21 protein-coding genes and 1 pseudogene are annotated in these 23932 nt (G+C 63.4%); 14 read left to right on the forward strand and 8 right to left on the reverse strand.

Features of this window, described 5'->3' with window-relative positions; translation table 11 throughout:
- Window positions 1–78: 78 nt before the first annotated feature.
- Window positions 79–930 carry an MBL fold metallo-hydrolase gene (locus GSQ89_RS08520; RefSeq protein WP_158923989.1) on the reverse strand — a complete coding sequence of 284 codons (852 nt, stop codon included), beginning with the start codon at window positions 928–930 and terminating at the stop codon, window positions 79–81.
- On the opposite strand from GSQ89_RS08520, the gene GSQ89_RS08525 reads away from it, so the two are divergent.
- The 7 genes from GSQ89_RS08525 to GSQ89_RS08555 all read left to right on the forward strand — a co-directional run bounded on the left by GSQ89_RS08525 (window position 929) and on the right by GSQ89_RS08555 (window position 8183).
- On the forward strand, window positions 929–1639 hold the full coding sequence (locus GSQ89_RS08525) for a 2-hydroxychromene-2-carboxylate isomerase (protein WP_216856067.1): 711 nt from the start codon (window positions 929–931) through the stop codon (window positions 1637–1639). The genes GSQ89_RS08520 and GSQ89_RS08525 overlap by 2 nt on opposite strands.
- Window positions 1639–2685, forward strand: coding sequence for a TIGR03617 family F420-dependent LLM class oxidoreductase (locus GSQ89_RS08530; protein ID WP_158923993.1), 1047 nt, complete (start codon window positions 1639–1641; stop codon window positions 2683–2685). The genes GSQ89_RS08525 and GSQ89_RS08530 overlap by 1 nt, the downstream gene beginning before the upstream one ends.
- Before the next feature lie 10 nt (window positions 2686–2695).
- A complete protein-coding gene (locus GSQ89_RS08535; protein WP_158923995.1) occupies window positions 2696–3844 on the forward strand; it encodes an acyl-CoA dehydrogenase family protein in 1149 nt (382 codons plus the stop codon).
- A 14-nt stretch (window positions 3845–3858) separates the two neighbouring features.
- Window positions 3859–4944, forward strand: coding sequence for an acyl-CoA dehydrogenase family protein (locus GSQ89_RS08540; protein WP_158923997.1), 1086 nt, complete (start codon window positions 3859–3861; stop codon window positions 4942–4944).
- Window positions 4945–5707: 763 nt separating this feature from the next.
- Window positions 5708–6421, forward strand: coding sequence for an AAA family ATPase (locus tag GSQ89_RS08545; protein ID WP_216856068.1), 714 nt, complete (start codon window positions 5708–5710; stop codon window positions 6419–6421).
- A 485-nt stretch (window positions 6422–6906) separates the two neighbouring features.
- Window positions 6907–7401, forward strand: a complete 495-nt coding sequence (locus tag GSQ89_RS08550; RefSeq protein WP_158923999.1) for a hypothetical protein — start codon at window positions 6907–6909, stop codon at window positions 7399–7401.
- 335 nt (window positions 7402–7736) lie between these two features.
- A complete protein-coding gene (locus GSQ89_RS08555) occupies window positions 7737–8183 on the forward strand; it encodes a hypothetical protein (RefSeq protein ID WP_158924001.1) in 447 nt (148 codons plus the stop codon).
- 22 nt (window positions 8184–8205) lie between these two features.
- Here GSQ89_RS08555 and GSQ89_RS08560 read toward each other — a convergent pair whose 3' ends face one another.
- Window positions 8206–9255, reverse strand: coding sequence for an SEL1-like repeat protein (locus GSQ89_RS08560; protein WP_158924003.1), 1050 nt, complete (start codon window positions 9253–9255; stop codon window positions 8206–8208).
- Window positions 9256–9371: 116 nt separating this feature from the next.
- Window positions 9372–11063, reverse strand: a complete 1692-nt coding sequence (locus tag GSQ89_RS08565) for a gamma-glutamyltransferase family protein (protein ID WP_158924005.1) — start codon at window positions 11061–11063, stop codon at window positions 9372–9374.
- Between the two features lie 243 nt (window positions 11064–11306).
- On the opposite strand from GSQ89_RS08565, the gene GSQ89_RS08570 reads away from it, so the two are divergent.
- The 6 genes and pseudogenes from GSQ89_RS08570 to GSQ89_RS08595 all read left to right on the forward strand — a co-directional run.
- The gene (locus GSQ89_RS08570; protein WP_174254837.1) at window positions 11307–12557 is read left to right on the forward strand and encodes an amino acid ABC transporter substrate-binding protein; all 1251 of its coding nucleotides are present in this window, start codon (window positions 11307–11309) and stop codon (window positions 12555–12557) included.
- Window positions 12558–12690: 133 nt separating this feature from the next.
- Window positions 12691–13566 (forward strand): branched-chain amino acid ABC transporter permease, encoded by an 876-nt coding sequence (locus tag GSQ89_RS08575; protein WP_158924009.1) that lies wholly within the window; start codon window positions 12691–12693, stop codon window positions 13564–13566.
- Entirely contained in the window at window positions 13559–14512 is a 954-nt protein-coding gene (locus tag GSQ89_RS08580; RefSeq protein WP_254073127.1) for a branched-chain amino acid ABC transporter permease, read from the forward strand. The genes GSQ89_RS08575 and GSQ89_RS08580 overlap by 8 nt, the downstream gene beginning before the upstream one ends.
- Window positions 14502–15224, forward strand: a complete 723-nt coding sequence (locus GSQ89_RS08585; RefSeq protein WP_158924011.1) for an ABC transporter ATP-binding protein — start codon at window positions 14502–14504, stop codon at window positions 15222–15224. The genes GSQ89_RS08580 and GSQ89_RS08585 overlap by 11 nt, the downstream gene beginning before the upstream one ends.
- A 278-nt stretch (window positions 15225–15502) precedes the next feature.
- Window positions 15503–16219 (forward strand): ABC transporter ATP-binding protein, encoded by a 717-nt coding sequence (locus GSQ89_RS08590; protein WP_216856069.1) that lies wholly within the window; start codon window positions 15503–15505, stop codon window positions 16217–16219.
- A 46-nt stretch (window positions 16220–16265) separates the two neighbouring features.
- Window positions 16266–17051, forward strand: a pseudogene (locus tag GSQ89_RS08595) (DMT family transporter); the annotation flags it as partial.
- Here GSQ89_RS08595 and GSQ89_RS39145 read toward each other — a convergent pair.
- Window positions 16997–17974 carry a LysR family transcriptional regulator gene (locus tag GSQ89_RS39145; RefSeq protein ID WP_158924015.1) on the reverse strand — a complete coding sequence of 326 codons (978 nt, stop codon included), beginning with the start codon at window positions 17972–17974 and terminating at the stop codon, window positions 16997–16999. The pseudogene GSQ89_RS08595 and the gene GSQ89_RS39145 sit on opposite strands and share 55 nt — an antisense overlap.
- Window positions 17975–18070: 96 nt before the next feature.
- Between GSQ89_RS39145 and GSQ89_RS08605 the strand changes: the two genes are divergently transcribed.
- The gene (locus GSQ89_RS08605) at window positions 18071–19204 is read left to right on the forward strand and encodes a YbfB/YjiJ family MFS transporter (protein WP_216856070.1); all 1134 of its coding nucleotides are present in this window, start codon (window positions 18071–18073) and stop codon (window positions 19202–19204) included.
- 11 nt (window positions 19205–19215) lie between these two features.
- On the opposite strand, the gene GSQ89_RS08610 is transcribed toward GSQ89_RS08605, so the two are convergent.
- The 4 genes from GSQ89_RS08610 to GSQ89_RS08625 form a co-directional block, all read right to left on the reverse strand.
- Window positions 19216–19989, reverse strand: a complete 774-nt coding sequence (locus GSQ89_RS08610) for an SDR family NAD(P)-dependent oxidoreductase (RefSeq protein WP_158924017.1) — start codon at window positions 19987–19989, stop codon at window positions 19216–19218.
- A 465-nt stretch (window positions 19990–20454) separates the two neighbouring features.
- Window positions 20455–21486 (reverse strand): GNAT family N-acetyltransferase, encoded by a 1032-nt coding sequence (locus GSQ89_RS08615; RefSeq protein WP_158924019.1) that lies wholly within the window; start codon window positions 21484–21486, stop codon window positions 20455–20457.
- A gap of 672 nt (window positions 21487–22158) precedes the next feature.
- Window positions 22159–23307, reverse strand: coding sequence for a hypothetical protein (locus tag GSQ89_RS08620; protein WP_158924021.1), 1149 nt, complete (start codon window positions 23305–23307; stop codon window positions 22159–22161).
- Between the two features lie 12 nt (window positions 23308–23319).
- Window positions 23320–23898 carry a DUF3035 domain-containing protein gene (locus GSQ89_RS08625; RefSeq protein WP_158924023.1) on the reverse strand — a complete coding sequence of 193 codons (579 nt, stop codon included), beginning with the start codon at window positions 23896–23898 and terminating at the stop codon, window positions 23320–23322.
- Between the last annotated feature and the right edge of the window lie 34 nt (window positions 23899–23932).

Here is a 23932-nt window from a genome sequence, read left to right on the forward strand (position 1 = left end):
GACGGATGGCGGTTTGGGCGCTGGTGCGCAGATGGCCGGGACTGCGCCCGGCCATGACGGGTGTTCGACGGTCGCGGGTTAGACGTCCAGCCGGTAGCCGTCGCCGTCGTTGACGAGTTTGCCGGCGGTTGCGCCGGCGAAATGGGTCCCGATGATCAGCACCGGCGTGCCGGCGAGGCGTTGGAACATGCGGCGGCGGGTTTCGATGCCTTGGTCGGGGTCGCTGTCGGCGAGCGTGCTCCATTCCGGGTGGGCGATCTGGCAGGGGTGGTGCATGAAGTCGCCGGTGATCAGGGCTTGCTCGCCCTTTGATTGGATCATCACGCTGACGTGCCCGGGGGTGTGACCCAGGGTTGGGGTCAGGGTGATTTCGTCGCAGATGCGTTCATTGGTTTCGACCATGGTGGCGAGGCCGGACTCGATGATCGGTGTGACTGAGTCCGCCAGGATGTTCGCCATGTCCGGGCGGTCCTTCACGGTGCGCCAGTGGTCGTATTCGGTGCGCCCCATCAGGTAGCGCGCTCGGGGGAAGGTCGGCACCCATTTGCCGTCCACCAGCCTGGTGTTCCAGCCGACATGGTCAACGTGGAGATGGGTGCAGAGCACGGTATCGATCGATTCCGGCGGGAAACCGGCCGCGGTAATGTCGGCGAGGAACGGGCCGTCGCGGTCGTTCCAGTGGGGGATGCGGCGGCCCTGTTTGTCATTGCCGAGGCAAGTGTCGACGACGATGCGGCGGTCGGGCGTTTCGACGATGAAGCTGTGGATGCTCATGCGCAGGCGGCCGTTTTCGTCGGCGAAATGCGGTTGCAGCCAGGTGATGGGCAGGACTGCCTCGGGCGTTGCTTGCGGCAGCAGGAAACGCGAGCCGCCGGTCATCTCCAGCTCGACGATTTTGGTGACCGTGACGTCGCCGATCTGCCATTTCATGACGGTGCCCTCCGATTTGCCGCCATCCTATGCCGGGTCGTTCGGCTTGTGCCAATCCGCCTTGTCCATCAGGATCGCCGATCAATGGATCTGGAGGAAACGGATGGGCTTGCATATCGACTATTACGCGTCGTTGAACTCGCCTTGGACGCATCTGGGCGCTGCGCGTATCGAGGCAATGGCGATGGCCCATGGTGCGTCTCTGCGCATCTACCCGGTTGATTTTACCGAGATTTTTGCGAATTCAGGTGGGTTCCCGCTGCCGAAGCGGTCGTCGCAGCGGCGCTTCTATCGGATGCAGGAGCTGGCGCGCTGGCGCGACCATCTGGGGATCCCGATCCATCCGGAACCGAAGTTCTTTCCGTCCAGTGAGGCGCTGACCTCGGGCTGTGTGATCGCGCTGCGGGAGACGGTCGGCGATCAGCCGGCGATCAAGCTGGCGCACCGGGTCCTGAAGGCGTTGTGGCAGGAGGAAAAGAACCCGGCCGATCCCGCCACGCTGGCGTCGTTCATCACTGAAATCGGGCTGGACGCCGACCAGGTGATGAAGCTGGGGGCGGAGCCGCGCTGGGCCGAACGGCGGGTGGCGGATACGAAGTGGGCGCTGGAGCGGAATGTATTCGGGGCACCGAGCTACGTGATTGGTGAGGAGATTTTCTGGGGACAGGATCGGTTGGAGTTTGTCCAACGCCGGCTGGCGCGCGGCTGATGCGGGTCTACACGATCCTGCCGCAGCGGCACTGGCGGGAGGTTGCTCCGGCGGCTGAAGCGGCCGAAGCGGCCGGGTTCGATGCGCTGATGACGGTGGAACTGGGGCATGATCCGTTGGTGCCGCTGGCGCTGGCGGGGTTGGCGACGCGGACGGTGGAACTGACGCCGTCGGTGGCGGTGGCGTTTCCACGCAGCCCGACGGTGCTGGCGCAGCAGGCTTGGGACATCCATGCCAATTCGGGTGGACGGTTCGTGCTGGGGTTGGGCAGCCAGGTGAAGGGGCATAACGAGCGGAGGTTCGGGATTGCCTGGACGGCGCCGGCGCCTCGGATGCGCGATTATGTGCTGGCGCTGCGGGCGGTGTGGAAGGCGTGGGAGACGCGCGGGCGGCTGAATTTCGACAGTCCGCATTACAAGCTGACGTTGATGACGCCGGATTTCTCGCCAGAGCCGACAGGGTTGCCGATGGTGCCGGTGACCGTGGCGGCGGTGGGGGAGGCGATGCTGCGAGTCGCTGGCCAGGTGGGCGATGGGGTGCGGCTGCATCCGCTGTGCTCACGGGCGTATCTGGAGCAGGTGTGCATGCCGCAGATGATGGAGGGGATGCGGCGCAGCGGGCGGTCTCGGCTGAATTTCGATGTGCATGGCGGGGGATTTGTCTGCACTGGGCCGGATGAGAGGACGGTTGCCGCCGAAATGGAAAAGGCTCGGCGTCGTATCGGTTTCTATGGGTCGACGCGGACGTATCTGCCGATCCTGGCGCTGCACGGGTTGGAAGATCTGAGTGCTAAGCTGCATCGCATGTCGGTGGAGGGGCAGTGGGATCGAATGGGGGCGGAAGTTTCCGATGATACCGTGCGCATCTTCGCCGCCTGCGGCACGTATGATGGTCTAGCCGAGGCGGTCGAGGACCGGTTCGGTGGCGTGGCTGACTCGATCGATCTGCATTTTCCGGCGGGCGTCGCACCTGGGCTGGCGAAGGAGCTGGTGAGCGATATCCGCCGCATCCCGCACACATTCGCGGGCTTCAACACAAACTGGTAGGGAAACGACCATGGCGACGCCGATGTTCCGTTTCGATCCCGTCGAATTGCCGCCGGAGGCGCTGGTGATGCGAGCCGAAGTGCGGGAATTCATCAAGGACAATGCGGAGCTGATGAAGTTTCCGCGCGGCGATTTCAATCGCGAGTTCAGCCGGAAGATGGGCAAGCGCGGCTGGATCGGCCTGACGTGGCCGAAACAATATGGCGGGCATGAACGTTCGGCGTTCGAACGCTTCGTGCTGATCGAGGAGATGCTGGCGGCGGGGGCTCCGCTGTCCGCGCACTATACCGGCGATCGGCAGAGTGGGCCGAACATCCTGCGGTTCGGCACGGAGGAGCAGAAGATGTTCTTCTGTCCGAAGATCGCTGCCGGAGAGCTGACATTTTGCATCGGGATGAGCGAGCCGAACTCGGGGTCTGATGTGGCGGGCACGCGGACTCGGGCGGTAAAGGTCGACGGCGGTTACAAGATCAACGGCAGCAAGCTGTGGACGTCGAATGCGCATCGGGCGGACTACGCGATCCTGTTCTGCAAGATGGGCGGCGGCGGGTATGACGAAACCGATCGCCATGCGGGCGCAACGCAATTTCTGCTCGACCTTAAACTGCCGGGCATCGAGATCAGGCCGGTGATCAACCTGCTGGGTGAACACCATTTCAACGAGATTTTTCTGACCGATGTCTTTGTCCGCGACGACCGGCTGCTGGGGAGAGAAGGTAACGGTTGGAACCAGTTGACCAGCGAGCTGGCGTTTGAGCGCAGTGCGCCCGATCGGTTCCTGGTGTTGTTCCAGATGCTGCGGGAGATGGTGCGGATGGCCGGGCCATCTCCGGACAAGGCGACGGCGGCGGCGCTGGGGAAGCTGATCGCTCAGTTGGCGACGTTGCGCAGCATGTCGCTGTCGATCGCGGGCATGCTGCAGGACGGGTTGTCGCCCAATAACGAGTCCGCGGTGGTGAAGGACCTGGGCACTCGGTATGAGCAGGATATTCCGGTGGTGGCCAGGCAGTTGTTCCCGACGGAACCGGAACTGGAGGCGGTCGAGACGTATGTGTCGATGATCGCCAGCAGCACGATGAATGCGCCGCGGTTTTCCATTCAGGGTGGGACTCGCGAGATCCTGCGCGGGATTATCGCGCGTGGGCTTGGGTTGCGCTGAAGGGGGAATGCATCATGGCCATGCGCGACGAAACCCGGATGCTGCTGGAAAGCATGACCCGGCTGTTCGAGGACAAATCCACCAAGCAAGTGATCGATCGGGCGGAGACCGGCGAATTCGCCGCCGATCTGTGGCAGGTGGTGGCGGAGACAGGGGTGCCGCTGGCGGCCTTGCCGGAATCTGCCGGCGGTGCGGACGCGGAATGGTCCGACCTTTATGCCGTACTGCGGGTCGCAGGGCGGTATTCCGTTCCGCTGCCGCTGGCCGAAACGATGTTGGCCGGTTGGGTTGCCGCCAGCGCCGGCCTGGAACTGTCCGACGGGCCGATGACGGTCGGGCCGGTGCGGGGTGCCGATCGGCTGACGGTGGTGCGTGACGGCAATGGCTGGCGGTTGTCCGGCAAGGCGTCTCGGTTGCCTTATGCGTCACATGTGGACCGGACGGTGCTGATCGCCGATGGCCCGGATGGGGAGATGGCGGTGGCCCTGGAAGGCACCGGCGGTGCCGAGCTGACCGCGGGGAAGAATATCGCCAATGAGGCCAGGGATACGCTGGCGTTTAGTGGCGTGCGGCTGTCGGCGGATGCGGTGGGGGCTCTGGGGAGCGGTGTCTCGCGTGGGGCGTTGTACCGGCGAGGTGCACTGGCTCGAGCGGCGATGATGTCGGGGGCGTTGGAGCGAGCGATGGACCTCGCGGTGTCGTATGCGCAGGAGCGCGTGCAGTTCGGACGCCCGATCTCGAAGTTCCAGGCGGTGCAGCAGAACTTGGCGGTGCTGGCTGGGCAGACCGCGGCGGCGGTGGCGGCGGCGAATTTGGGGATCGAGGCGCTGGGTCGGGTCGATGCTGAACGGGAGACGTTTTTGATCGCGGTGGCGAAGACCCGGGTGGGTGAGGCGGCGACGTTGGCCTGCGAGATCGCGCACCAGGTGCATGGCGCGATCGGCTTCACCAAGGAATACGCACTGCAACTGTCGACTCGACGGCTGTGGTCGTGGCGGGAGGAATTCGGGTCCGATCCGGAATGGGCCGCTCGGGTCGGGTCGTATGCGTGCGCGAACGGGGCGGATGGGTTGTGGGAGATGCTGACGGCGGTTACTTGATGTAGACCGCAACTTGTTTGTAACATAAAGTATGTGCGGCGACTCCATCTCGTTACGAGGTTGACGCCCATGATGGTTGGCACTATCAGCCCAAGATATTCGCATATCCCCGTAGCCCATTGAGGGAACATGCAGGAGTCGCGGACATCGCAAGAGGCCACGCCGACGGCGTCGGGGGTACAAACGCCCAGCGGGGCGCCAGGACTTTTGCCGGTCGCTTCGGTCGTGGCGCTGTCCGCGGTTCTCTGCTCAGTTTGGTTGCTGTCGACTCTCAAGGCTGCTCCGGCGCCGGATAGTGGCGCCGCCGCCGTTGCCAGCGAACTGGCCTCCGTTAATGGTCAGGACATTACGGGCGCATTGACAACGATGAGTGGCCTACCGGCATCGCTGGCTCGCTTCAAGCAACGTGCAGATGGTTGCCCACCGCCGTTGGCGTGGGTCACCGTGACACCCGCTTCCGGCCAGCCGACGGGAACGATTCGCCTGAGGTCGGGCTCCTATTACTCGCCTGATTTCAATCTGTCTGGTGTGCCGGTGCGGATCGCCATCCCTTTTCCCGCCTCGTACGAAACGGGACGTGGCATGTTAACGGTATTGCACAGCGGCGGGAACGTGACTCTCACCCTAAACCCGGCGTGGCATCTTACGGCGCAGGAATCCAGCGCCACACACCAAGTGACCTGGCAACCCATACGACGCTGCAAGCAACCGAATGGCTAGTGTCGCCAAGTGGCTGAAGGCTCAGCTGGGACCAAGCCCGCTCATGACCCTCTCCATGCTGGTCATGACTATCCTTGGCGTCCTTACGGCGTTCAAGATCACCCCATCGGTGCCACCCTGGCTGGGATACGCTGTCGTTATCACCATCGTGGCCTCAGCCTGCTTCTACTGGGCCAACCAGGTGTTTCGACTGTGGCCACAAGTCATGCGTGACGCTCGTTCGGGCAGCTACCGCTTGCGAACACGCAGGGACGCTCTCGGAAACGATGCCGCACCAAGTATCGAAGCGCTTGAAGAACTGAAGCGGATGACGGGTCTCGATACGGTAAAAGCGGAGATCGGCACACTTATCCAACGCCTGAGGGTGGAAAACGCCCGGCGCGATCAAGGCATGGTGGTCGCGCCTATTTCTCTGCATATGGTTTTCGCGGGCCCGCCGGGTGTCGGCAAGACGGTTGTCGCGCGGCTCTACGGTTCGATCCTGCGCGATCTCGGCGTGCTGGAAAAAGGTCATCTAGTCGAGACCGACCGCGCTGGTCTTGTTGCCGGTTATGTCGGGCAGACCGCGTTGAAGACCAGGGAGGTAATAGATCAGGCACTCGATGGCATTTTGTTTATCGACGAAGCATACACTCTTGTCGGCCGCACGCCCGGAAAAAGTGACTCGTTCGGTTCGGAAGCCGTCGATACTTTATTGAAGGAGATGGAGGATATTGTGTCAAGAAGACGCGTAAGCGTCATGCTGTGCGAGAGATGAAGGAGGACCCTTCGGAGCCGCCCTGTAGGGGGAGGCTCCAAACCGCCATGAGCTGCTGCGGACAAAATCCGCGGTGGTGAACGTCATGGTTAAAAGGCGGGAGATTTATCACGTCAGGTATGAATGAGAGAGACGAGCGCAAGCAAACCTCTGATAACGCATCGAAACCTCTATGTGACATCGAAACTGGGGCCGTGTCCTTGTTCCAGGAAGAGCGTGGCGGGAACCTACCTACTGGCCATGTGGTGTCCGGTGTATAGGAGGCGTGACTCTCATTCGGGCTCTCGTATGGAACTTGAGAACCTGGTCGGCGATGCCAAGGGAAAAGGCGCAAGCGGCCGAAACCGCGAGGCCGAAATACCGATGCGGCGGCCAGGGGCGGACTGCTCCGTAGTAGTGATGAAGCGGGGTAATGCCCGTGGAGCAAAGGGGGCAGGTCACCGACGTCGGAGCGGGCCAACTGGTAACAGGATGAGCCCCAATTCTTGACGGAAGGCGGCAGCCTTCGTTTCGGTGGCACGAGCCGGATGATGCGAGAGTATCAAGTCCGGATCTGTGAGCGGCTCGGGGTGAGACTCCCCGGGCCGACTCGGCAACGCGATCGATTGGTTGTGATCGTTGCCGGGTATCCCGAGCAGATGGAAATGTTTCTTATGGCGAATCCTGGCCTGCCGTCTCGCTTCACAAAAACCATCAGCTTCGAAAGCTACAATGCCGATGAGCTTGTCGCGATCATGCATTCCACTGCACGCCGAGACGGTCTTCGTCTGGACGAGGCTTCTAATTCGCTACTGAAGGACTTTTTTGTGGGGGCTAGCCAGCGTTCGGATTTCGGCAACGCACGGACTGCGCGCACGCTGCTTGAGCGTGCTCGAGAGGCCCAGGCTGTGCGGATCGCGCCTTTTCTTGAGGGCCGCACGGTCGATTTGAATCAATTGACACCGATCGATATCGAAACAGCAATAGCGGCGATGTCATGAGACGTTTCTTCCGAAAATTTAGCTTTGTTCACGGACGATTGTGGCGGCAGGACGGAGGCTACCGTGTCGCCTTACTTTTGGGGCCGGCATCTTTCCTCGGCGCGACACTCGCTTGTGCCCTGTGGGGCAGCATTCAAGGTTGGCAGCAGATAACATACCAACAACCGGCATGGGCAACCCCTCGGCCGAACCCACAACCTTGGAACGACGATGCGAGCCAACCGCAGACGGTACAACCGGTCCGTCCTTTGCCGCCAACGGGTGCTGATGGAAGTCTGATTGGGCACGAAGTCGGATGGCGTGTGGTAGCGAGACCGATCCAAGTCAGTCCGACCATGGATGTCGATATCAGGCCTGACTCGTTGTCAGGCTTATCCATAACGGGGCGGGACGTTGATATGGATCAAATATTGGCTGACGGGCCAAGGGATACGCTGTATGTCGCTGTGGGAACAGGGCTTTTCGTGGTTAGAGAACCTGGAATCTATGCGTTGTCGCTGCGTTTTGAGCGTCCACCGGCCCCAGTCGCGAATTGTGTGACACGCCTGGGATTCGGCCCACATCGGATCGTCTCGCACCTCAGTCTCAACGTCGTCAATAACGTATCCACGCATTTCGAGACCGCATGGTTTGATCTGCAGCCGGGCCTTTATCCGACCGCATGGGCCTTCGGATGCTGGCATGATAAGGGGGTTATCGGGCCGGGGCGGATTACCATCCTGGTCAGCCACCCTGGTGAGAAAGCACTCGCGCCCGCCCGCCCCGACGACTTCGTTCGGTAGTCACGAAGACTTCCTCGGGCCGTTATGAGTCCGCCGTCGATTTGTCATCACGCAGGCGGCGCAGGGCCTCAGTCGCTAGCTTGCTACCATTCTTAGCTGCGCGTTCATACCACATCACTGCGTCGGTGAGTGAGGTGGCGACGCCGCGCCCCAATTCATACATGCGGCCAAGATTGCACTGTGACGGTGCGTAATCGGCGTCGGCCGCGAACTGATATAGCCTGACCGCCTCCGCGTCGTTTTGTTCCACCGCCCTGCCGTCCTCGAAGAATTGGGCCAAACCGTTGCGGGCCGCGTTAGAACCCTGGTTGGCCGCCAAGCGATACCAATGCAGCGCATCAGAATCCGACCGCACGCCACCACGACCCGTTGCGAAGAATAAACCGAGATTGTATTGCCCGTTGGCGTTGCCGGCCTCCGCGGCAAGCCTGAACCAGCGGATCGCCTCGTCATCCGACCGTATGACCCCGCGTCCCCGCGCATGCATCGAACCATAGTCGTTTTGGGCGGCACTGTGACCCTGAGTCGCGGCCAACCGATACCAATGGGCTGCTGTGACGTCGGACTTTCTCACGCCTGTGCCACGTGCATAGCACAGTGCAAGATAGTATTCTGCAGTCGGATTTCGTTGCTCGGCGGCTTGCCGGAACAACGCGACGGCCTGTTCTGCATCTTTCGGTACGCCGAGGCCTTGATCGTAAAGCGCTCCAAGCTCGATCTGAGCGTCGGCGAGCCCCTGATCAGCTGCGAGTCGGAACAACTGGGCGGCTTGCTGATGATCGTGCGATACGCCACGGCCGCTTTTGTACAGCCGGCCAAGTCGCAACTGCGACCAGGAGTCGCCCATATCGGCTGCGAGGCGATACCAATGCGCTGCCTCCCGGTCTGATGCTTTTACACCCCGGCCAGACTCGTAGAAGACACCACTGCTGTGTCTAGCGTGGACGTTGCCGTGATGCGCGGCCTGAAGGAACCAGTGTAAGGCCTCTGAGTCGGATTGGACGACGCCATCTCCCCGCTCGTACTTTCGCCCGAGTTCGTCAAACATTGCGCCCTGGTCATAGTCGACCATCAGCTACCCGATCCTCCATCCACAAACGCCGGCATTGTGCTCCCGCGCTGTCGCTCGTTGGAGTTAGTCTAATTTCGGGTTCCGCACAGTCAACAAAAGTCCCAATACCTACCGACTCAAATGGCAATCGCGTAGGCCGGCCGGCGGGGGTCGGCGCCGCCGCCGATCAGGCCGGTCTCCGGATCGGTCAGGATCGCTTCCACCGATCCGGCCAGCCAGGTCCAGTCCGGCCAGTCCTGGATCGTGTGGCCGCGGGATGCCAGGTCGTCGCGGGTGGCCTGGTCGATGCGTCCCTCCACCGCCAGGCGGCCGGGGAAGTATTCGAATGGCGCGAAGGATGATGGGAAGGAATAGGAGGCGACGCGGGGGGCCTCGATGGCGCTTTGCGGGTCCATGCCGAAATGCATGACGTTCAGCAGCACCTGCAGCATCGCCTGGATCTGCACGTCGCCGCCGGGGGTGCCGAACGGCATGACGCCGCCCTTGTCGGTGACCAGCATCGCCGGATTGGGGGTCAGGCGTGGGCGCTTGCCGGGGGTGACGCCGGCGGGGTGTTTGGGATCGGGGCGGCTTTGCGAGCCTCGGCCGGATGGGGTGATGCCGAGGCCGGGGACGACTGGCACGTTCCCTGATCCGTCGGATGGCGTGGCGCTGAAGGCGTTGCCCCAGCGGTCGACGGCGCAGCAGTAGGAGGTATCGGCTTCCACTTTCGGCAGGTCGGCATCGCTGCCGAGGTAGGACCGGTTCGGCAGGTCCAGCGGGGCGGGCATCTGTCCGAACGCCCGGTCGTCGCGGACCGCGGCGGCCCGCCGAGCGATGGTGGCGGGGTCGAGGAGGTGGGTGACGGGGACGTCGATGAAGGCCGGGTCGCCGAAATGGTATTCGCGGTCGGCGAGGGCGAGGTTGAGGCACTCGACGATGCGGTGCAGGTAGTCGGCGGAGTTGTGGGCCAGGCCGTCGATGCCGACGTGCTGCACCAGGGCAAGCGCCTGTTGCAGGGATGGTCCCTGGCACCATGGGCCGCAGGTGATCAGTTCGTGGCCGCGCCAGTTCCGCCGCACCACCGGCTCGATGGGGGAGTGGTATTCGGCCAGGTCGGCCATCGACAGGTAGCCGCCTTCCTGTTGCTGGAAGCGGACGATGGCCTGGGCGATATCGCCTTTGTAGAAAGCGTGGTGCGCGGCATCCAGGCCGGCCAGGCGGTCGGGGCCGGCGGCTCGGTCCTGGTCGGCCATGTACTGGATAGTGCGCGACAGGTCGGTCTGAACGAATTTGTCGCCGGCCTTGGGGACCTTGCCGTTCGGCAGGAAGACGGCGGTGTTGGAGGCCCAGCGGCGGTATTCGGCGGCGTGGGACCCGATCGAGCGTTCCAGCAGCGGGTAGACGGAGAAGCCCTCACCGGCGAAGCGGATGGCGGAGGCGGCGACGTCGGCGAAGCGCATCGTGCCGTGGCGGCGGAGCGCGGTGATCCAGGCGTCGGGGGCGGCGGGCACGACGGTACGCAGCACGCCGTCGGGGATCTTGCCGCCGTGTTCGCGCATGAACAGGTCGGCGGGGATTGTCTTCGGCCACCAGCCGAGGCCGGCGATGCTCTCGGTCGTGCCGTCGGCGAGGCGGATCAGGATCGGCGCGACACCGGCGAAGTTGACCAGGTCGGGTTGCAGGACGCCCAGGGCCATTCCCGCGGCCACACCGGCGTCGATGGCGTTACCGCCGGCCTCCAGGATGGAAAACCCGGCCGCGGCGGCGAGGTAGTGGCCGGCGGAAACCGCGTGCCGTGTGCCGTAGACGGTGGGACGATGGGTCATGTGCCGTGTCCTTCACGGATCGGGTGAAACTGGAGCGTGCGGCAAAATCACCACACGGTCCAGAGCCGCCGAACAGGCGATTGACACAGGTAGGGGCCGTGTATCACATGCCGCCGCCGCCGGTCCTGTCATTGCGAGGAGCGCGGCGACGAGCAATCTCGTTGCCCGAAGGTGGGCATTTGTGCCGCCGCCGCCCTCCCCGCAATGACAAACCGCACCACAAGACGCATGAAGGAAACGTTGATGAAGTCCAAGGCCCTGGCACTGGGATTGCTGTGCGCCGTTGCCGCCGCCGGTTCGGCGAACGCCCAGCCGGCCGCGCCCGCCGCGATCACCATCGGCACGCTGTATGCCAGTTCTGGCCCCTATGCCAGCATCTCGATGCCGGTGTTCGATGCGTTCAAGCTGTGGGTGGACCAGACCAACGCCGCCGGCGGCGTCGAGGTGAAGGCATTCGGCAAGAAGATCCCCATCAAGCTGGTGGCCTATGACGACCAGAGCAGCACCGCGACCGCGGCGACGCTGTACAACCAGTTGATCACCCAGGACCATGTGGACCTGCTGGTGGCGGATTCCGGGTCGGTGCTGACCTCGGTGGGCGTGCCGATCGCCAAGGAGCACAAGCAGTTCCTGTTCGACGTGTCCGGCACCGGGGCGGCGTTCTTCACCAAGGACAATCCCTATATCGCGCTGATGTCCGATCCGGTTTCGACGATCTGGCCGCACTATATCTCTGACTTCCTGGCCGACCAGGGGGTCAAGGAAGGCGTCAAGACGGTGGCGATCCTGTATTCCACCAACGACTTCACCGGCACCCAGGCCGCCGCGCTGAAGGGGTTCTTCGAGCGTGATGGCAAGGTCAAGATCGTCTATTACCAGGGCGTGCCGACCACCACGTCCAACTATACGGTGCTGATCAACAACATCGCCGCGCTGAATCCCGATGCGGTGCTGGAACTGGGTTACGTCGGCAACGACATCGCCTTCCTGCGCAACCTGCAGGACAGCGGCGAAAAGTTCCGGTTTGTGTTCTCGATCTATGCCGGTACGGAGAAAGAAGAGATCGAGAAGAACGTCGGCATCTCGGCGATGAACGGGATTTACAGTTACGTTCCGGCGTCGGACTACGAATACAAGCCGGACGTGGGCATGGACCAGAAAGCGTTCCATGCGGCGTGGGACAAGAAGTATCCGCCCGGGTCGGGCGTCGCGTTCGGTGCCAATGCGATTTATGGGTATATGACCGGGCTTGTGGTGCAGCAGACGCTGGCGACGACCAAGAGCCTGGACCAGATGGCGATCCATGACGCGGTGTTCGGGCTGTCCGGCAAGCTGAAGACGCTGGATGGGACGTTTGAGTTACGCGATGATGGGGCGCAGATCGGTGAGGTGACTCCGTTGGGGCAGTTGCAGCCCGAGGGGAAGGACAAACTGAAGCTGGTCGCGGTGTACCCGCCGGATCTGGCGAACGGGAAAGCGATCATCGGCAAGTGAGTCGGTTGGTCGTTCGGACATCCATTGCCGTGACGTTTCGTGGATGTGGCGAAGGCGTGGATGGCGGGCCTTCGCCCGCCATGACGATGAGGGCATCCTTGACGATCAGGGCACCCTTCATGACGATACGAACATGCTGACCGGAGCGATCATCGCTGGCGTGGTGTTCGGGTTGTACTACACGTTGGTCGGGCTGGGGTTGAACCTGGTGTTCGGCGTCATGCGCATCGTCAACCTGGCGCATGGCGACTTCCTGATGCTGGGCGGTATTGCCGCCTGGTTTCTGTTCACCAGTCTCGGGCTGCATCCGTTGGTTTCGGCCGGGCTGGTCGTCGTCGTGTTCGTGCTGATCGGGTTGCCGATCTATTACCTGGTGGTGCCTCGGCTGTTGCGGTCGCGCGATTCCGAGATGCTGTCGCTGATCCTGTTCTTCGGTGTTTCGCAGATGATCGAGGCGGTGACGACCATTGGCCTCGGGTCCACGGAACGGTCGCTGCCGCCGCGGCTGCTGGGTGTGGGTCCGGTGATCCTGTTCGGCACCCGTTTGCCCAAGGCGTGGATCTTCAGCGCCATTGCCAGCGCGGTCGCCGTGCTGCTGGTGTATCTCTATTTGTATCGCACCCGGCTGGGCACGCTGACGCGGGCGGTGATGGTCAGCCGGGATGAGGCGCTGGCGACGGGGATCGACGTCAATTTCGTTTCGGCCGTGGCGTTCGGCATCAGCCTCGCGCTGGCCGGGGTCGCCGGGGTGTTCGCGCCGTTCATCCTGGGTAGCATCACGCCGAACATGGGGGTGGCGATCAACATCACCGCCTTCGCCGTCATCGTCGTCGGCACGCTGGGCAATCCGCTGGGCACGCTGCTGGGCGGGATCATCTATGGCGTGTCGCTGATGCTGATGCAGACCTATCTGAGTTCCTGGGCCAATCTGTTGCCGAACCTGCTGCTGATCGCCGTGCTTCTGGTCCGCCCCGAGGGCATTTTCGGAAGGAAGGTGCGGCGTGCCTGATACTGGGGCGGAAGCCCGAGCCAAGCTGGTCCGGCGGGTTATCCTGGACACCAGCATCGCGGCCGTGGTCGTCATCGGCATGGGCGTCGCGCGCGGCGTCTATTCCAACGAGCTGATGCTGTTCAACTTCGTCATGTTCCTGGCGTTGGCGCAGGGCCTGAACATCATCTACGGCTTCACCGGCTACCTGCCGTTTGGCTATGTCGGGTTTTATGGTGCTGGGGCCTATGGGTTTTCGCTGGTTGTGATGCACCTGCATGCTTCGGCGCTGGTGGGCATGGCCGCCGCGGCCGTAGCCGCGTTGGTGCTGGCGGTGATCCTGTTGCCGTTGCTGCGGCTGTCCGGTGCGTATTTCGCCATTGCCAGTATGGCCGCCGCGCAGGCGGTGTATGAGGTCGTTGCCAATCCCGATCTCGAGAACATCACCAAGGGGCCGTACGGAGTCTCGCTGTCCGATGTCTTCGCGCCGGCGTTTTCCTACTACATCGCGCTGGCGATCCTGGCCTTCACGCTGCTGCTTGTGGTCTGGCTGCGGAATTCGCGCTTCGGCATGTCGTTGCAGGCGATCCGGGACGATTCGGTCAGTGCCGCGATGGCCGGCGTGTCCGTGGTCCGCGGTCGCACGATTGCCTGGCTGTTGTCGGCGCTGGTCGCCGGGCTGGTAGGCGGGGTGTTCGCCTGGCACATCTCGGTGTTTTATCCGGATACGGCGTTCGACCTGAACATCTCGATCTTCGCCACGGTGTTCCTGCTGTTCGGCGGCGCAACCACGCTGTGCGGACCGCTGTTGGGCGTGTTCATCCTGTATGGCATCTACAACGTCATCGGCATCGCCGTGCCGCAGTATTTCGAGTTCACCTATGGCGCGCTGATTGTGCTGCTGGTGCTGTTCCTGCCCAACGGCCTGGTGTCCCTGCTGACCAACCGAGGCATCCGTGTCCCCTGAACCTCTGTTGAACGTTGAGGGCCTGGTCAAGCGGTTTGGCGGATTCAGGGCGCTGGACGGGGTCAGCTTTCATCTGAACCCGGGCGAGGTTTTGGGGCTGGTCGGTCCGAACGGGTCCGGCAAGACCACCTGCATCAATGTCATCTGCGGGCTGTACGCGGCGGATGGCGGGTCGGTGACGTATAATGGCCGGTCGATCGTGGGCGAGAAGTCGCATCGGCTGGTTAAATCGGGGATCAACCGGACGTTCCAGTCGCCTCGGCCGTTTTTGTCGCTGACGGTGCGGGAGAATGTGGAGGTCGCGGCGCATTACGGCGATCCGAAGCCGGGGTTCGACATCGATGCGTTGCTGGCGTTGCTGGAACTCGATTCGTATGCGCAGCGCCCGGCGGCTGAGCTGAACAGCGCGCAGCAGAAGACATTGGATTTGGCTCGGGCAATGGCGACGGAGCCTCGGCTGCTGTTGGTGGACGAATTGGCGGCGGGGCTGAACCCGGCGGAGTTGTCGCGCATGGCGGACCGGCTGCGGGCGCTGGCCGATGGCGGGATGGCGCTGCTGGTGGTGGAGCACCTGATGGGGTTCATCGACAAGGTCACCGACCGGGTGGTGGTGATGGCTGCGGGGAAAGAGTTCTTCGGCGGCACGTTGGCGGATGCGACGCGCGATCCGGAGGTGATCCGGGTGTTCCTGGGGGGTGGTCATCATGGGTGATCGCTTGGTTGTCGGGGGTGAGTTGGCAATTGGCGTGGTGTCGACGCGGGTAAGGTCGTGGGTGGCCGGGCCAAGCCCAATAGGCATCAGGATAGGCGGTAGATGGAGAGGCGGGTGGCCAAACCGGCTCCGGCCCATCCGTCATGGCCGGGCGTGTTCCGGCCATGACGGCAAGAGCGTGCCGGCTGACCAAATTTTTGCCCCCGGCATCCCTATCCTGATGCCTATGGGGCCAAGCCCGGCCATGACACGAGGGACGGCCTCGTCGGGTTCTCGTCATGGCTGATCGCCCCTCTGTCATGCGCGCCGCCGGCATCGAGGCGGGATATGGCCGGGTTCAGGTGCTTTGGGGCGCCGGACTGGATGTACGGGAGAAAGAAAGCGTTGTGCTGCTGGGGGCCAATGGCGCCGGCAAGACCACGCTGTTGAAGGTGGTTGTCGGTTTGTTGCCGGCCTGGAAGGGGGCCGTGCGGCTCGAACCGGATGACGTCACGGCGTGGCGCACCGACAAGCGGGTCCGGCGGGGCATGGCTTATATGTCGGAGATCGGGGTTTTTCCGGGTCTGTCCATCGACGAGAATCTGCGGGTTGGCGGCCAGTTCATCGAGAAGACCGCGTTGAAGCGCCGGATGGAGGAACTTTACGCCTACTTCCCCGACATCGCGCATCGGCGTGGTGCCCTGGCGGGCAGCTTGTCGGGTGGGCAGCGCAAGATGCTGGGGATCGCCAAGGCGCTGGCGTCGTCGCCTCGATTGCTGGTGATGGATGAGCCCTCGGCGGGCCTGTCGCCGCTGTTCGTCGGGCAGGTGATCGAGGTGTTAAGCCGGTTCCGCGAGTCGGGGCTGGCGATGCTGATCGCGGAGCAGAATATCGCGTTCCTGGATCTCGCCGATCGGGTGTTCACGCTGGACGGCGGGCGGATCCGCTTCGAGGGCAGCGTCGCCGAACTCGAGGCCGATGACTCGCTGCACCGGACTTATTTCGGTCTGGCCTGACGGAATAGAGGCGCCCGACAGAGCATACGGGTCCAATGGGGAAACAATGCTCGTTCGGTTCGCTCCATTCCTGTTCGTGCTGCTTTGGAGCTCATCGTTCATAGCCGCCAAGGCGGGGTTGCGGCACTTCAGCCCGTTGTTGTTCGTTGCCATCCGGATGGCCTTGTGTGCCGCTGTGCTGGTTGTCGTGATGGTGGTGTTGCGGCGGTCGTGGCGGCCGTTGTCGGGATGGCGGTGGCTGCATTGCGCGATCGCCGGGGCGTTGTTGAACGCGATCGGGCTGATGGCGCCGCATGTCGGGCTGCTGCTGGCACCGGCGGCGCAGATCGCGCTGGTGCAATCGCTGACGCCGCTGCTGACCGCGGTGCTCGGTGTTGTGCTGCTGCACGAAGGCCTGCGCACCCGGCAATGGTTCGGGCTGGCGTTGGGGGTGGCCGGAGTCGGCCTCGTCGTCGGCCAGGCGGCGCTGGCGGATGCCGCCCGGTTTCAGGGGCTGGTGCTGGCGTTTGTCGGGGTGATCGGGTTGGTCGCCGGGACGCTGTATTTTGGGCGGTTCTGTCGGGGGGTGCCTCTGCTGCCCAGCGCGACCGTGCAGTTTGTCTCCGCAGCCGGGGTTTCGGCGCTGGGGGCTTGGTGGCTGGAAACGCCGCGCGCGGAGTGGGTCGGTCCCGGGATCGCGGCCATTGCGTGGAACACGGTCATGGTTTCTTTGGGCGGGATGGGACTGTATTTCGCCATGCTGGCCAAGGGGACGGCGGCGCGGACGACCTCCAATTTTTATCTTGTGCCCGGAACGACGGCGGTGTTGGCGTGGGCCATCCTGGGGGACCGGCTGACGCCGTTCGCGATCATGGGACTGATCGTGGCCTCGGCTGGCTGCTGGCTGGTCAATGCGGCGCCTCGGACGTGATCGAGGAAGGCGCGTAGGGCGCTGGACAGGTGGGCTTCGCGGCGGTGGATGAAGACCGTGGTTACCATGGCTTCCTCTCGCGGCAGGCGATGCAGGGCTACGCGTTCGGTGCGCCATACCGGCCCGATCAGAGCGCGTGGCAGCAGGGTGATCCCCAGGCCGGCGGCGACGCAGCCGAAGATTGCCTCCAGCGTGCCGAATTCCATCAGTCTTGGGACGGCGATGCCGCGTTTGGCGAGGAGGGCTTCGAGGCGCTGGCGATAGGAGCAGCCCGAGCGGAGGACAACGATGCGGGCGATGCCGCCTTGGGTGGCGGCCTCGATGGAGGTGATGTGGGGGGCGGTGAGGATCACCAGTTCTTCCTCGAACATGACCTGTTCTATCAGCGATTGGTTGGCGACGGGTCCGCAGACGAAGGCGCCTTCCAGGCGGGATTCCATCACCGCCTCGATCAGCTCCGCTGTGGTGCCGGGGCGGATGGCCATGTCGACATCCGGGCACGCGGCGGCGTAGCTGGCGAACAGCGGCGACAGATGCAGCGCGGCGGCGGTTTCCAGCGACCCGATGGTCAGTGGGCCGCGTGGCCTGCCATCATCCCGAGCGGCTCGGGCGGCGTCGGCAAGGAGCCAGGCGACGCGGCGGGCGTAGGGGAGGAGGCGTTCGCCGGCTGGGGTCAGTGCGACGCCGCGGCTGTGGCGCTCGAACAGCGCGCAGCCCAGTTCTTCCTCCAGGCCGCGAATGCGGGCGGTGACGTTGGACTGCACGGTGTTCAGTTCGGCGGCGGCGCGGTTCATGCCGCCGGTGCGGGCGACGGCCTCGAAGACCTTGAGTTCGGCGGTTTCCATGGGATGGTTGCCTTGGTGGGATATCGTTCTTGGTGATTAGTTATATCACAAGCAATCGTTTGAAGATATCGCCTTGTGTCGCTAATTCGTGCGGTCATGTCCCAGCGCCCCATATCCATTGCCTTGGGCGGTCTGATCGCCATGGCGGTCGCCATCGGTATCGGCCGGTTCGTCTATACCCCTATCCTGCCGCCGATGATGACGGCGCTCGGGTTCAGCAAGGCGACGTTCGGGCTGATCGCGTCGGCGAATTTTGCCGGGTATCTGATCGGTGCGCTGGGGGCGACGCGGGCGGCTCTGCCGGGGCCGCAACAGTTGTGGTTGCCGGGTGCGCTGGTGCTGAGCGCGATTACGACCGGGGCGATGGGGCTGACCACGTCGGTGGCGGCTTTCCTGGTGTTGCGGTTTCTGGGCGGTGTCGCGAGTGCGCTGGTGCTGATCCTGTCGTCGGCGCTGGTGCTGGGGCGGTTGGCGACGGCTCGGCGATCAGGGTTGGCGGCACTGCATTTCGGTGGTGTGGGGGTGGGGATCGCGGTGTCCGCCGCTTTGGTCGCGGTGCAACGGGCCGAGGGCGCTGATTGGGCATCGATGTGGTTGGGAAGTGGGGCGGTTTCGTTGCTGGGGGCCGTTGCGGTGGCGCTTTTGGTGTCGGGGCAACCGGCCGGGCCGGCGGTGGAGGAGGATGTCGTGACCGCGGCGCATGATCCTCGGTTGCGCCGGATGACGGCGGCCTATGGGTTGTTCGGATTCGGCTATGTGATTACCGCGACGTTTCTGGTGGCGATCGTGCGGGCCACGCCGGCGATCCGGCCGTTGGAGCCGGTGATCTGGATCGTGGTCGGACTGGCGGCGGCGCCGTCCGTGTGGCTGTGGACGGTGGTGGGCCGGCGGATCGGGATTCCGGCTGCGTTCGCGGTGGCCGCGTTGGCCGAGGCGGTGGGCGTGCTGGCCAGCGTGGTGGTGCCGAATACCGTGGGGATTTGTATCGCCGCGGTGCTGGTCGGGGGGACGTTCATGGGGCTGACCGCTTTGGGTCTGATGCGGGGGCGGGACTTGACGATCGGGGACCCTCGGCCGGTGATGGCGGCGATGACCGGGGCGTTCGGGGTGGGGCAGATCGTTGGGCCACTGCTGGCCGGGGTGCTGTCGGATGCGTTGGGCGGGTTTACGGTGCCTTCGCTGGCGGCGGCCGGCGGGTTGGTGGTGGCGGCTTGGTTGGCACGGCGGTGAGGGGCAAATCATTACACAGCCGCCCGCCCTCCATCCACAAACAGGTTGGCCCCGTTGATGTAACGACCGGCGTCGGAGCACAGCAGCATCGCCGCGCCCACCAGGTCGTCGGGGGTGCCGAGGCGGCCGGCGGGGATGCGTTGGGCCAGGGCCTCGCCTTCTGTCGCCATCTGGGCGCGGTTGCGGGCAGTCAGGATGGCGCCGGGGGCGAGGTTGTTCACTGTCACGCCCTGGCTACCGTATTGGCGGGCCAGGCTCAGGGTCCAGTTGCGTTGCGCGGCCTTGGTGCCGGCGTAGACGAACATCGCGGGGTGCGGCCGTTCCTGCTGGATGCTGCCGATGGTCACCACCCGGCCCCAGCCGCGTTCGGCCATCGGCGAGACCAAGGTTTGCAGCAACTCCATCGTGGTGCGCAGGTTGACGGCGATCTGGCGGTCGAAGTGTTCTCGGGTGATCGCGTTGAAATCCTCGGGCAATTCGATGGAGGCGTTCAGCACCAGGATGTCGACCGGGGCCCAGGCGGTGACGGCGGCGGCGAGGCTGTGACCGGCGTCGTCATGGGTGAAATCCTGGCCGAACGCGGCGGCTTTTCCGCCCGTGGCTTGGATTTCCTGGACGACGGCGGTGGCATCGCGGGTCTCCTCTTCGGTGCCGGCGTGATGGATGGCCAGGCGTGCGCCGGCACCGGCGAGGCCCAGGGCGATGGCTTTGCCGATCTCGCGGCGGGCACCGGTCACCAGGGCGGTGCGGCCGGTCAGGCGGAATGGGGCGAAGGGGTCGGACATCGTGGGGCTGGCTCCGGGCGCGCGGTTGGTGGCCCCCATTTCAAGGGCGGCGACGGTGATGGCAAGTGGTGATGCGGGGATGTCGGTTTGGGGGTGGTGGGCGTGCCTGAAAGATCCCGCGGCGATCCGCCAATACAAATCAACTTGCCAAGGTGATTGTCGATCTCGCGGCTAGAGCCGTTACCGACGATCGACCTAACGCACGCCGAAGTTGGACATGTACGCCGCACGCCGCAGGTCGCCGGAACCGACTAGACGGACGAGCACCTTCAGAAAAAAAGATCGATAATCGCGCGCATACGATCGGGCTGCACCCCATGCACTGCAATTTCCGCTAAATTTACACGACTCTGAAATGTACTTCGGCGATGCCGGCTGGCGTGGTGCATAAACTATGGGTTATTGTTGATATTTGTTCGAATCATTAAGATGGGGATAAAGCACAGAGAATAATCCGGCAGCGGGTCAATCCGCATTCCTTTCTGGGGCAATGTCTGGCGGATCGAGACGGCGGCGAGCAATTATATTTTGGAGGGTGTAGCCTGGGACAAGCAGATTCTTGGCGTATCGTACAACTTGAAACATCGTCGACGTGGTTCGGACGAAGTATCTTGGTTTGATGGTCCCGCCGAACCCGGTTAGAAGTAATAAATTGGTTTTGCTATCCAGGCCGTCGGTGTTGAACGTCAGCCCGCTTAAGGCCGCATGCTGGATCGCTGTCCAAATGAGCAGGCTCGTGGCTCCATTCTGCGAATTCGGCGTGCGGGTAGACATCAAGTAATACTCGGAGTCATCATCCCAGATCGTGAAAATACCGGATTTGGCAACGCCCGTTGAGTCCCTGGTCACCAATATGCGTCCGACACCTCGGTGTAGAGATTCGGTAATGAGTTTGCCGTAGATACGGCGATCATAGTGATTCCGCACACCGCGCGCGTGAAGGTTACGGTCGTAAAAATCCAGGAACGGTTCCGGATCGAGCAATTGCTCCACCGTCAGACTTTCCTGCGCGCGACGAATCACGTTGCGGGTCTTGTCACGCATCTGCTGCCAGAGATTTTCTTTCGAGTCAGGCGCCACCTCGGTTGTATAATCAACGCCGGTAGCGAAATCGGCCGCTTCAAACGCGAGTGTATCGCTGATACCGCGATGCAGCCGGAACCAGATATGGGATGCTTGCGGCAACTGTTCGATCAGATCACGGGTGATGTTGAACCGTCGCAAGGAACGGGTGGATCCGCTCATGTTTGCCAGCGCGGGTCCCAGAACGTGTGTCATCGCTGGCATGGTCAGGGTTGTTTGACCACCGATTCGTCTGCCAAGCAGATAAGGCAGCCGTCCAACTATCACGCCATCGGATGATACCAAAGCCTCCTGATAAGCGCCGTTACTGGCGATTTCCAGCCACCAGGGTTCGTGGAAGATCGTCGGCACCAGGGTAGTGCACTGCGGCGTTTTACCACTGACTTGCGGACCAATGATCTGTCCGACATGCATGACAATAAATTTCCTAGATTTACTCAGCGTAGTCAATCAAGAAACATAGTCGATCTTTGAGGTGTCGGGTCAACTGCACTTCGGGATTATGCGAGTAGAAATTGGACGTGTGTTCCACATGAAAAGCCGGATTGGCGGAAGCTATATTCCCGTCATCTCAAAGTAGACCTGCATCAACCATTGAACAAACAACACGTCTTCCGAGTTTTGTCCCGCATATTGATACAAAGGGTTGGATTCAAGTTCGGAGTCGTTAGGACGCCTTTCATGGCCGCAGAAGTCACCTGCCACATCAACTTTTCGCGCCTTGTCTTTCAAACTGAGACATGATGGGGGTGGAGTTTGGGGCAAGTTGGCACTGTGATCCATCTAATGGAGTAGATGGCGATGCCCGTATCACCTGTTCCGTCCGGCTATCACACCTTGACGCCCTGCCTCATCGTCGATGGCGCCATCCGAGCGCTCGCGTGGTGTGGGGAAGCCTTTGGCGCCAAGGAGCGGATGCGTCTGCCGATGCCTGATGACAGGATCGGGCATGCCGAGATCGAGATCGGCGACAGTTGCGTCATGCTGGCCGACGAAAATCCGGCGATCGGCGCCAAGGCGGCCGCACGATGGTGCCGACGGGTCAACGGCAAAATCGGCTGGTGTAGAAACCGGTGTGGCGGCGGTTTAGCTGGCCCGGATCTGGGTCTGGCCCTGATAGCGGCGATTGGCCACTGGAATCAGTCCGTATCCGAACCGGACGGCGGCCGGGTCCGGGGTCGGCTGCTGGCGCAGCAGAATGGAGCCCACCGCCATCAGCCCACGATTTTTCCGGCCCACGGACAGCATCGCCGCCTCGATCGCCTGATGCAGCGCCGCGTCGTAGCCACCCAAGGCCGAACCGGGGGATAACAAGAGAAGGCCGGGGTTGCGGAGATTGATGCGGCCTTGGGCGGCCTCGATCGCCGCGGAAACCGCTGTGCGCAGATTCGCATGATCCCAGCGCTGGCCGAACGGGAACTCGAACCGGTCGAAAGTATCGACGTGAACCGGCAGGGCGTTGGCGGAACCGGTCAGCAGGGCGAAGGTCTCGATCCGTCCCGGATAGCCCTGCGGCGGCGGAAAGATGAGCCGGTTGCCCATCATGTTGAGGGAATGCGCCGCCGCGAACGTCGCCAACCCGTGCAGGGAGCAGCCTCGATCGGCCGCCGTGGCCGCCATCGCCGGAAACCGCGGGTGATGCGACCACGTGGCCACGAAATGCAGGAATCCCGCGACGTGCAGCGCCGCCATGGCAGTCACATCGTTCTGGATGCCGGCCCAGGCCGGGTCCCGCGTTTCGGCGCGCAGATGTTCCACCGCCCAGCCAAGGGCGTGATCCCGCAGGCCGCGGAACGGTTCGTTCGGGTCCATCGCCACCGCGGGCAGTTTATCGCCGACATGGCGTTCGTAGGCCGCGGCGACCTCGTCCAGCCGTTCGGGCGATATCCGGTACGTGTTGTCAGTGGGCGTCACGGGCCGGAACAGGGCGCTCAGCCGGTCCATTTCCGCCTGGCCGATCACGGTGATCCCCTGTGCCACCGTCATGGGGACTGTCCGGGGTTCCGTTGAGGGGGCCGCGATCAGAACCGCGGGCGGCGACAATGCGCCCTGAGCCATCTGTGGTGTGGTGGTCACGGTGCCGCAGCGTGCGCATTGGATGCCGATGCCTAGCACGCGATCCGCGTCGTAGCCCGCGATCAGCGTATGGCCGCAGGCGCAGGACAGCGTTCCCCCGCCGACCCCGGCCAGGACCGGTTCGTCGCCGCCCTGGACGAAGTGGACGTCAGTCGTCACCCGGTGGGCGGCCTACATCCAGGAAAACAGGCTGCGGAACCAACCCTGCTTGTCCCGCTTGATGATCGGGGTGTCGCCGACGTTCGGCGGCTGGCCCAATGCGGCGTCCTGGCGCAGCCGCTGGGCTTCCGCCGGCGCGTCGACCTGGGCGTGTGCGGTGTCCGGCTTGCGCCAATACAGCACCTTGTTGATGAAGCTGTCGTCGTCCGCGGCGTTGTGCGCGTCCCGATCGACCTCGCTGCGGATGTTGCTGGGGGCGGCCGGGCCGGCCTGCTGGATCAGGGCTTCCTGGCCGGGGCTCTGACCGGTCGCGGGCGGGTCCAGCGCGGTCTGTGGCGCCAGCGTTTCCTCGGCTTGCTGCCGCTCGCTTTGTTCCTGCGGGCGCGGGGCGCCTGGACGGGGCGGACGCAGGTTGTAGTCCGGCGGCATCGACAGCGGCGCACGGGTTGTGACTGTGAACTCGTCCGGTGCGTCCCGGGTCAGGCCGAAGGTGCGCGAGATCTTGTCGCCGCTACAGCCGCTCAGCAAAATCAGGGTGCTTCCGAGCAGCAGGGAGCGGACAAGGCGCGGGTTGGCGGAAATGGTTCGCATGCGACGCTCCATACTCATTCACGTGCTCGGGCCG

This window comes from Acidisphaera sp. S103 (assembly GCF_009765975.1).
In the GTDB taxonomy this organism is placed as follows: domain Bacteria; phylum Pseudomonadota; class Alphaproteobacteria; order Acetobacterales; family Acetobacteraceae; genus Rhodopila.

Coding starts and splice junctions, on each gene's coding strand:
- GSQ89_RS08625 (WP_158924023.1), bottom strand. CDS start 23,898: ATGCGAACCATTTCCGCCAACCCGCGCCTTGTCCGCTCCCTGCTGCTC.
- GSQ89_RS08520 (WP_158923989.1), bottom strand. CDS start 930: ATGAAATGGCAGATCGGCGACGTCACGGTCACCAAAATCGTCGAGCTG.
- GSQ89_RS08590 (WP_216856069.1), top strand. CDS start 15,503: ATGGCTGATCGCCCCTCTGTCATGCGCGCCGCCGGCATCGAGGCGGGA.
- GSQ89_RS08605 (WP_216856070.1), top strand. CDS start 18,071: ATGTCCCAGCGCCCCATATCCATTGCCTTGGGCGGTCTGATCGCCATG.
- GSQ89_RS08525 (WP_216856067.1), top strand. CDS start 929: ATGACGGTGCCCTCCGATTTGCCGCCATCCTATGCCGGGTCGTTCGGC.
- GSQ89_RS08610 (WP_158924017.1), bottom strand. CDS start 19,989: ATGTCCGACCCCTTCGCCCCATTCCGCCTGACCGGCCGCACCGCCCTG.
- GSQ89_RS08570 (WP_174254837.1), top strand. CDS start 11,307: ATGAAGTCCAAGGCCCTGGCACTGGGATTGCTGTGCGCCGTTGCCGCC.
- GSQ89_RS08555 (WP_158924001.1), top strand. CDS start 7,737: ATGGATGTCGATATCAGGCCTGACTCGTTGTCAGGCTTATCCATAACG.
- GSQ89_RS08545 (WP_216856068.1), top strand. CDS start 5,708: ATGACCCTCTCCATGCTGGTCATGACTATCCTTGGCGTCCTTACGGCG.
- GSQ89_RS08535 (WP_158923995.1), top strand. CDS start 2,696: ATGGCGACGCCGATGTTCCGTTTCGATCCCGTCGAATTGCCGCCGGAG.
- GSQ89_RS08565 (WP_158924005.1), bottom strand. CDS start 11,063: ATGACCCATCGTCCCACCGTCTACGGCACACGGCACGCGGTTTCCGCC.
- GSQ89_RS08575 (WP_158924009.1), top strand. CDS start 12,691: ATGCTGACCGGAGCGATCATCGCTGGCGTGGTGTTCGGGTTGTACTAC.
- GSQ89_RS08540 (WP_158923997.1), top strand. CDS start 3,859: ATGGCCATGCGCGACGAAACCCGGATGCTGCTGGAAAGCATGACCCGG.
- GSQ89_RS39145 (WP_158924015.1), bottom strand. CDS start 17,974: ATGGAAACCGCCGAACTCAAGGTCTTCGAGGCCGTCGCCCGCACCGGC.
- GSQ89_RS08560 (WP_158924003.1), bottom strand. CDS start 9,255: ATGGTCGACTATGACCAGGGCGCAATGTTTGACGAACTCGGGCGAAAG.
- GSQ89_RS08615 (WP_158924019.1), bottom strand. CDS start 21,486: ATGCATGTCGGACAGATCATTGGTCCGCAAGTCAGTGGTAAAACGCCG.
- GSQ89_RS08530 (WP_158923993.1), top strand. CDS start 1,639: ATGCGGGTCTACACGATCCTGCCGCAGCGGCACTGGCGGGAGGTTGCT.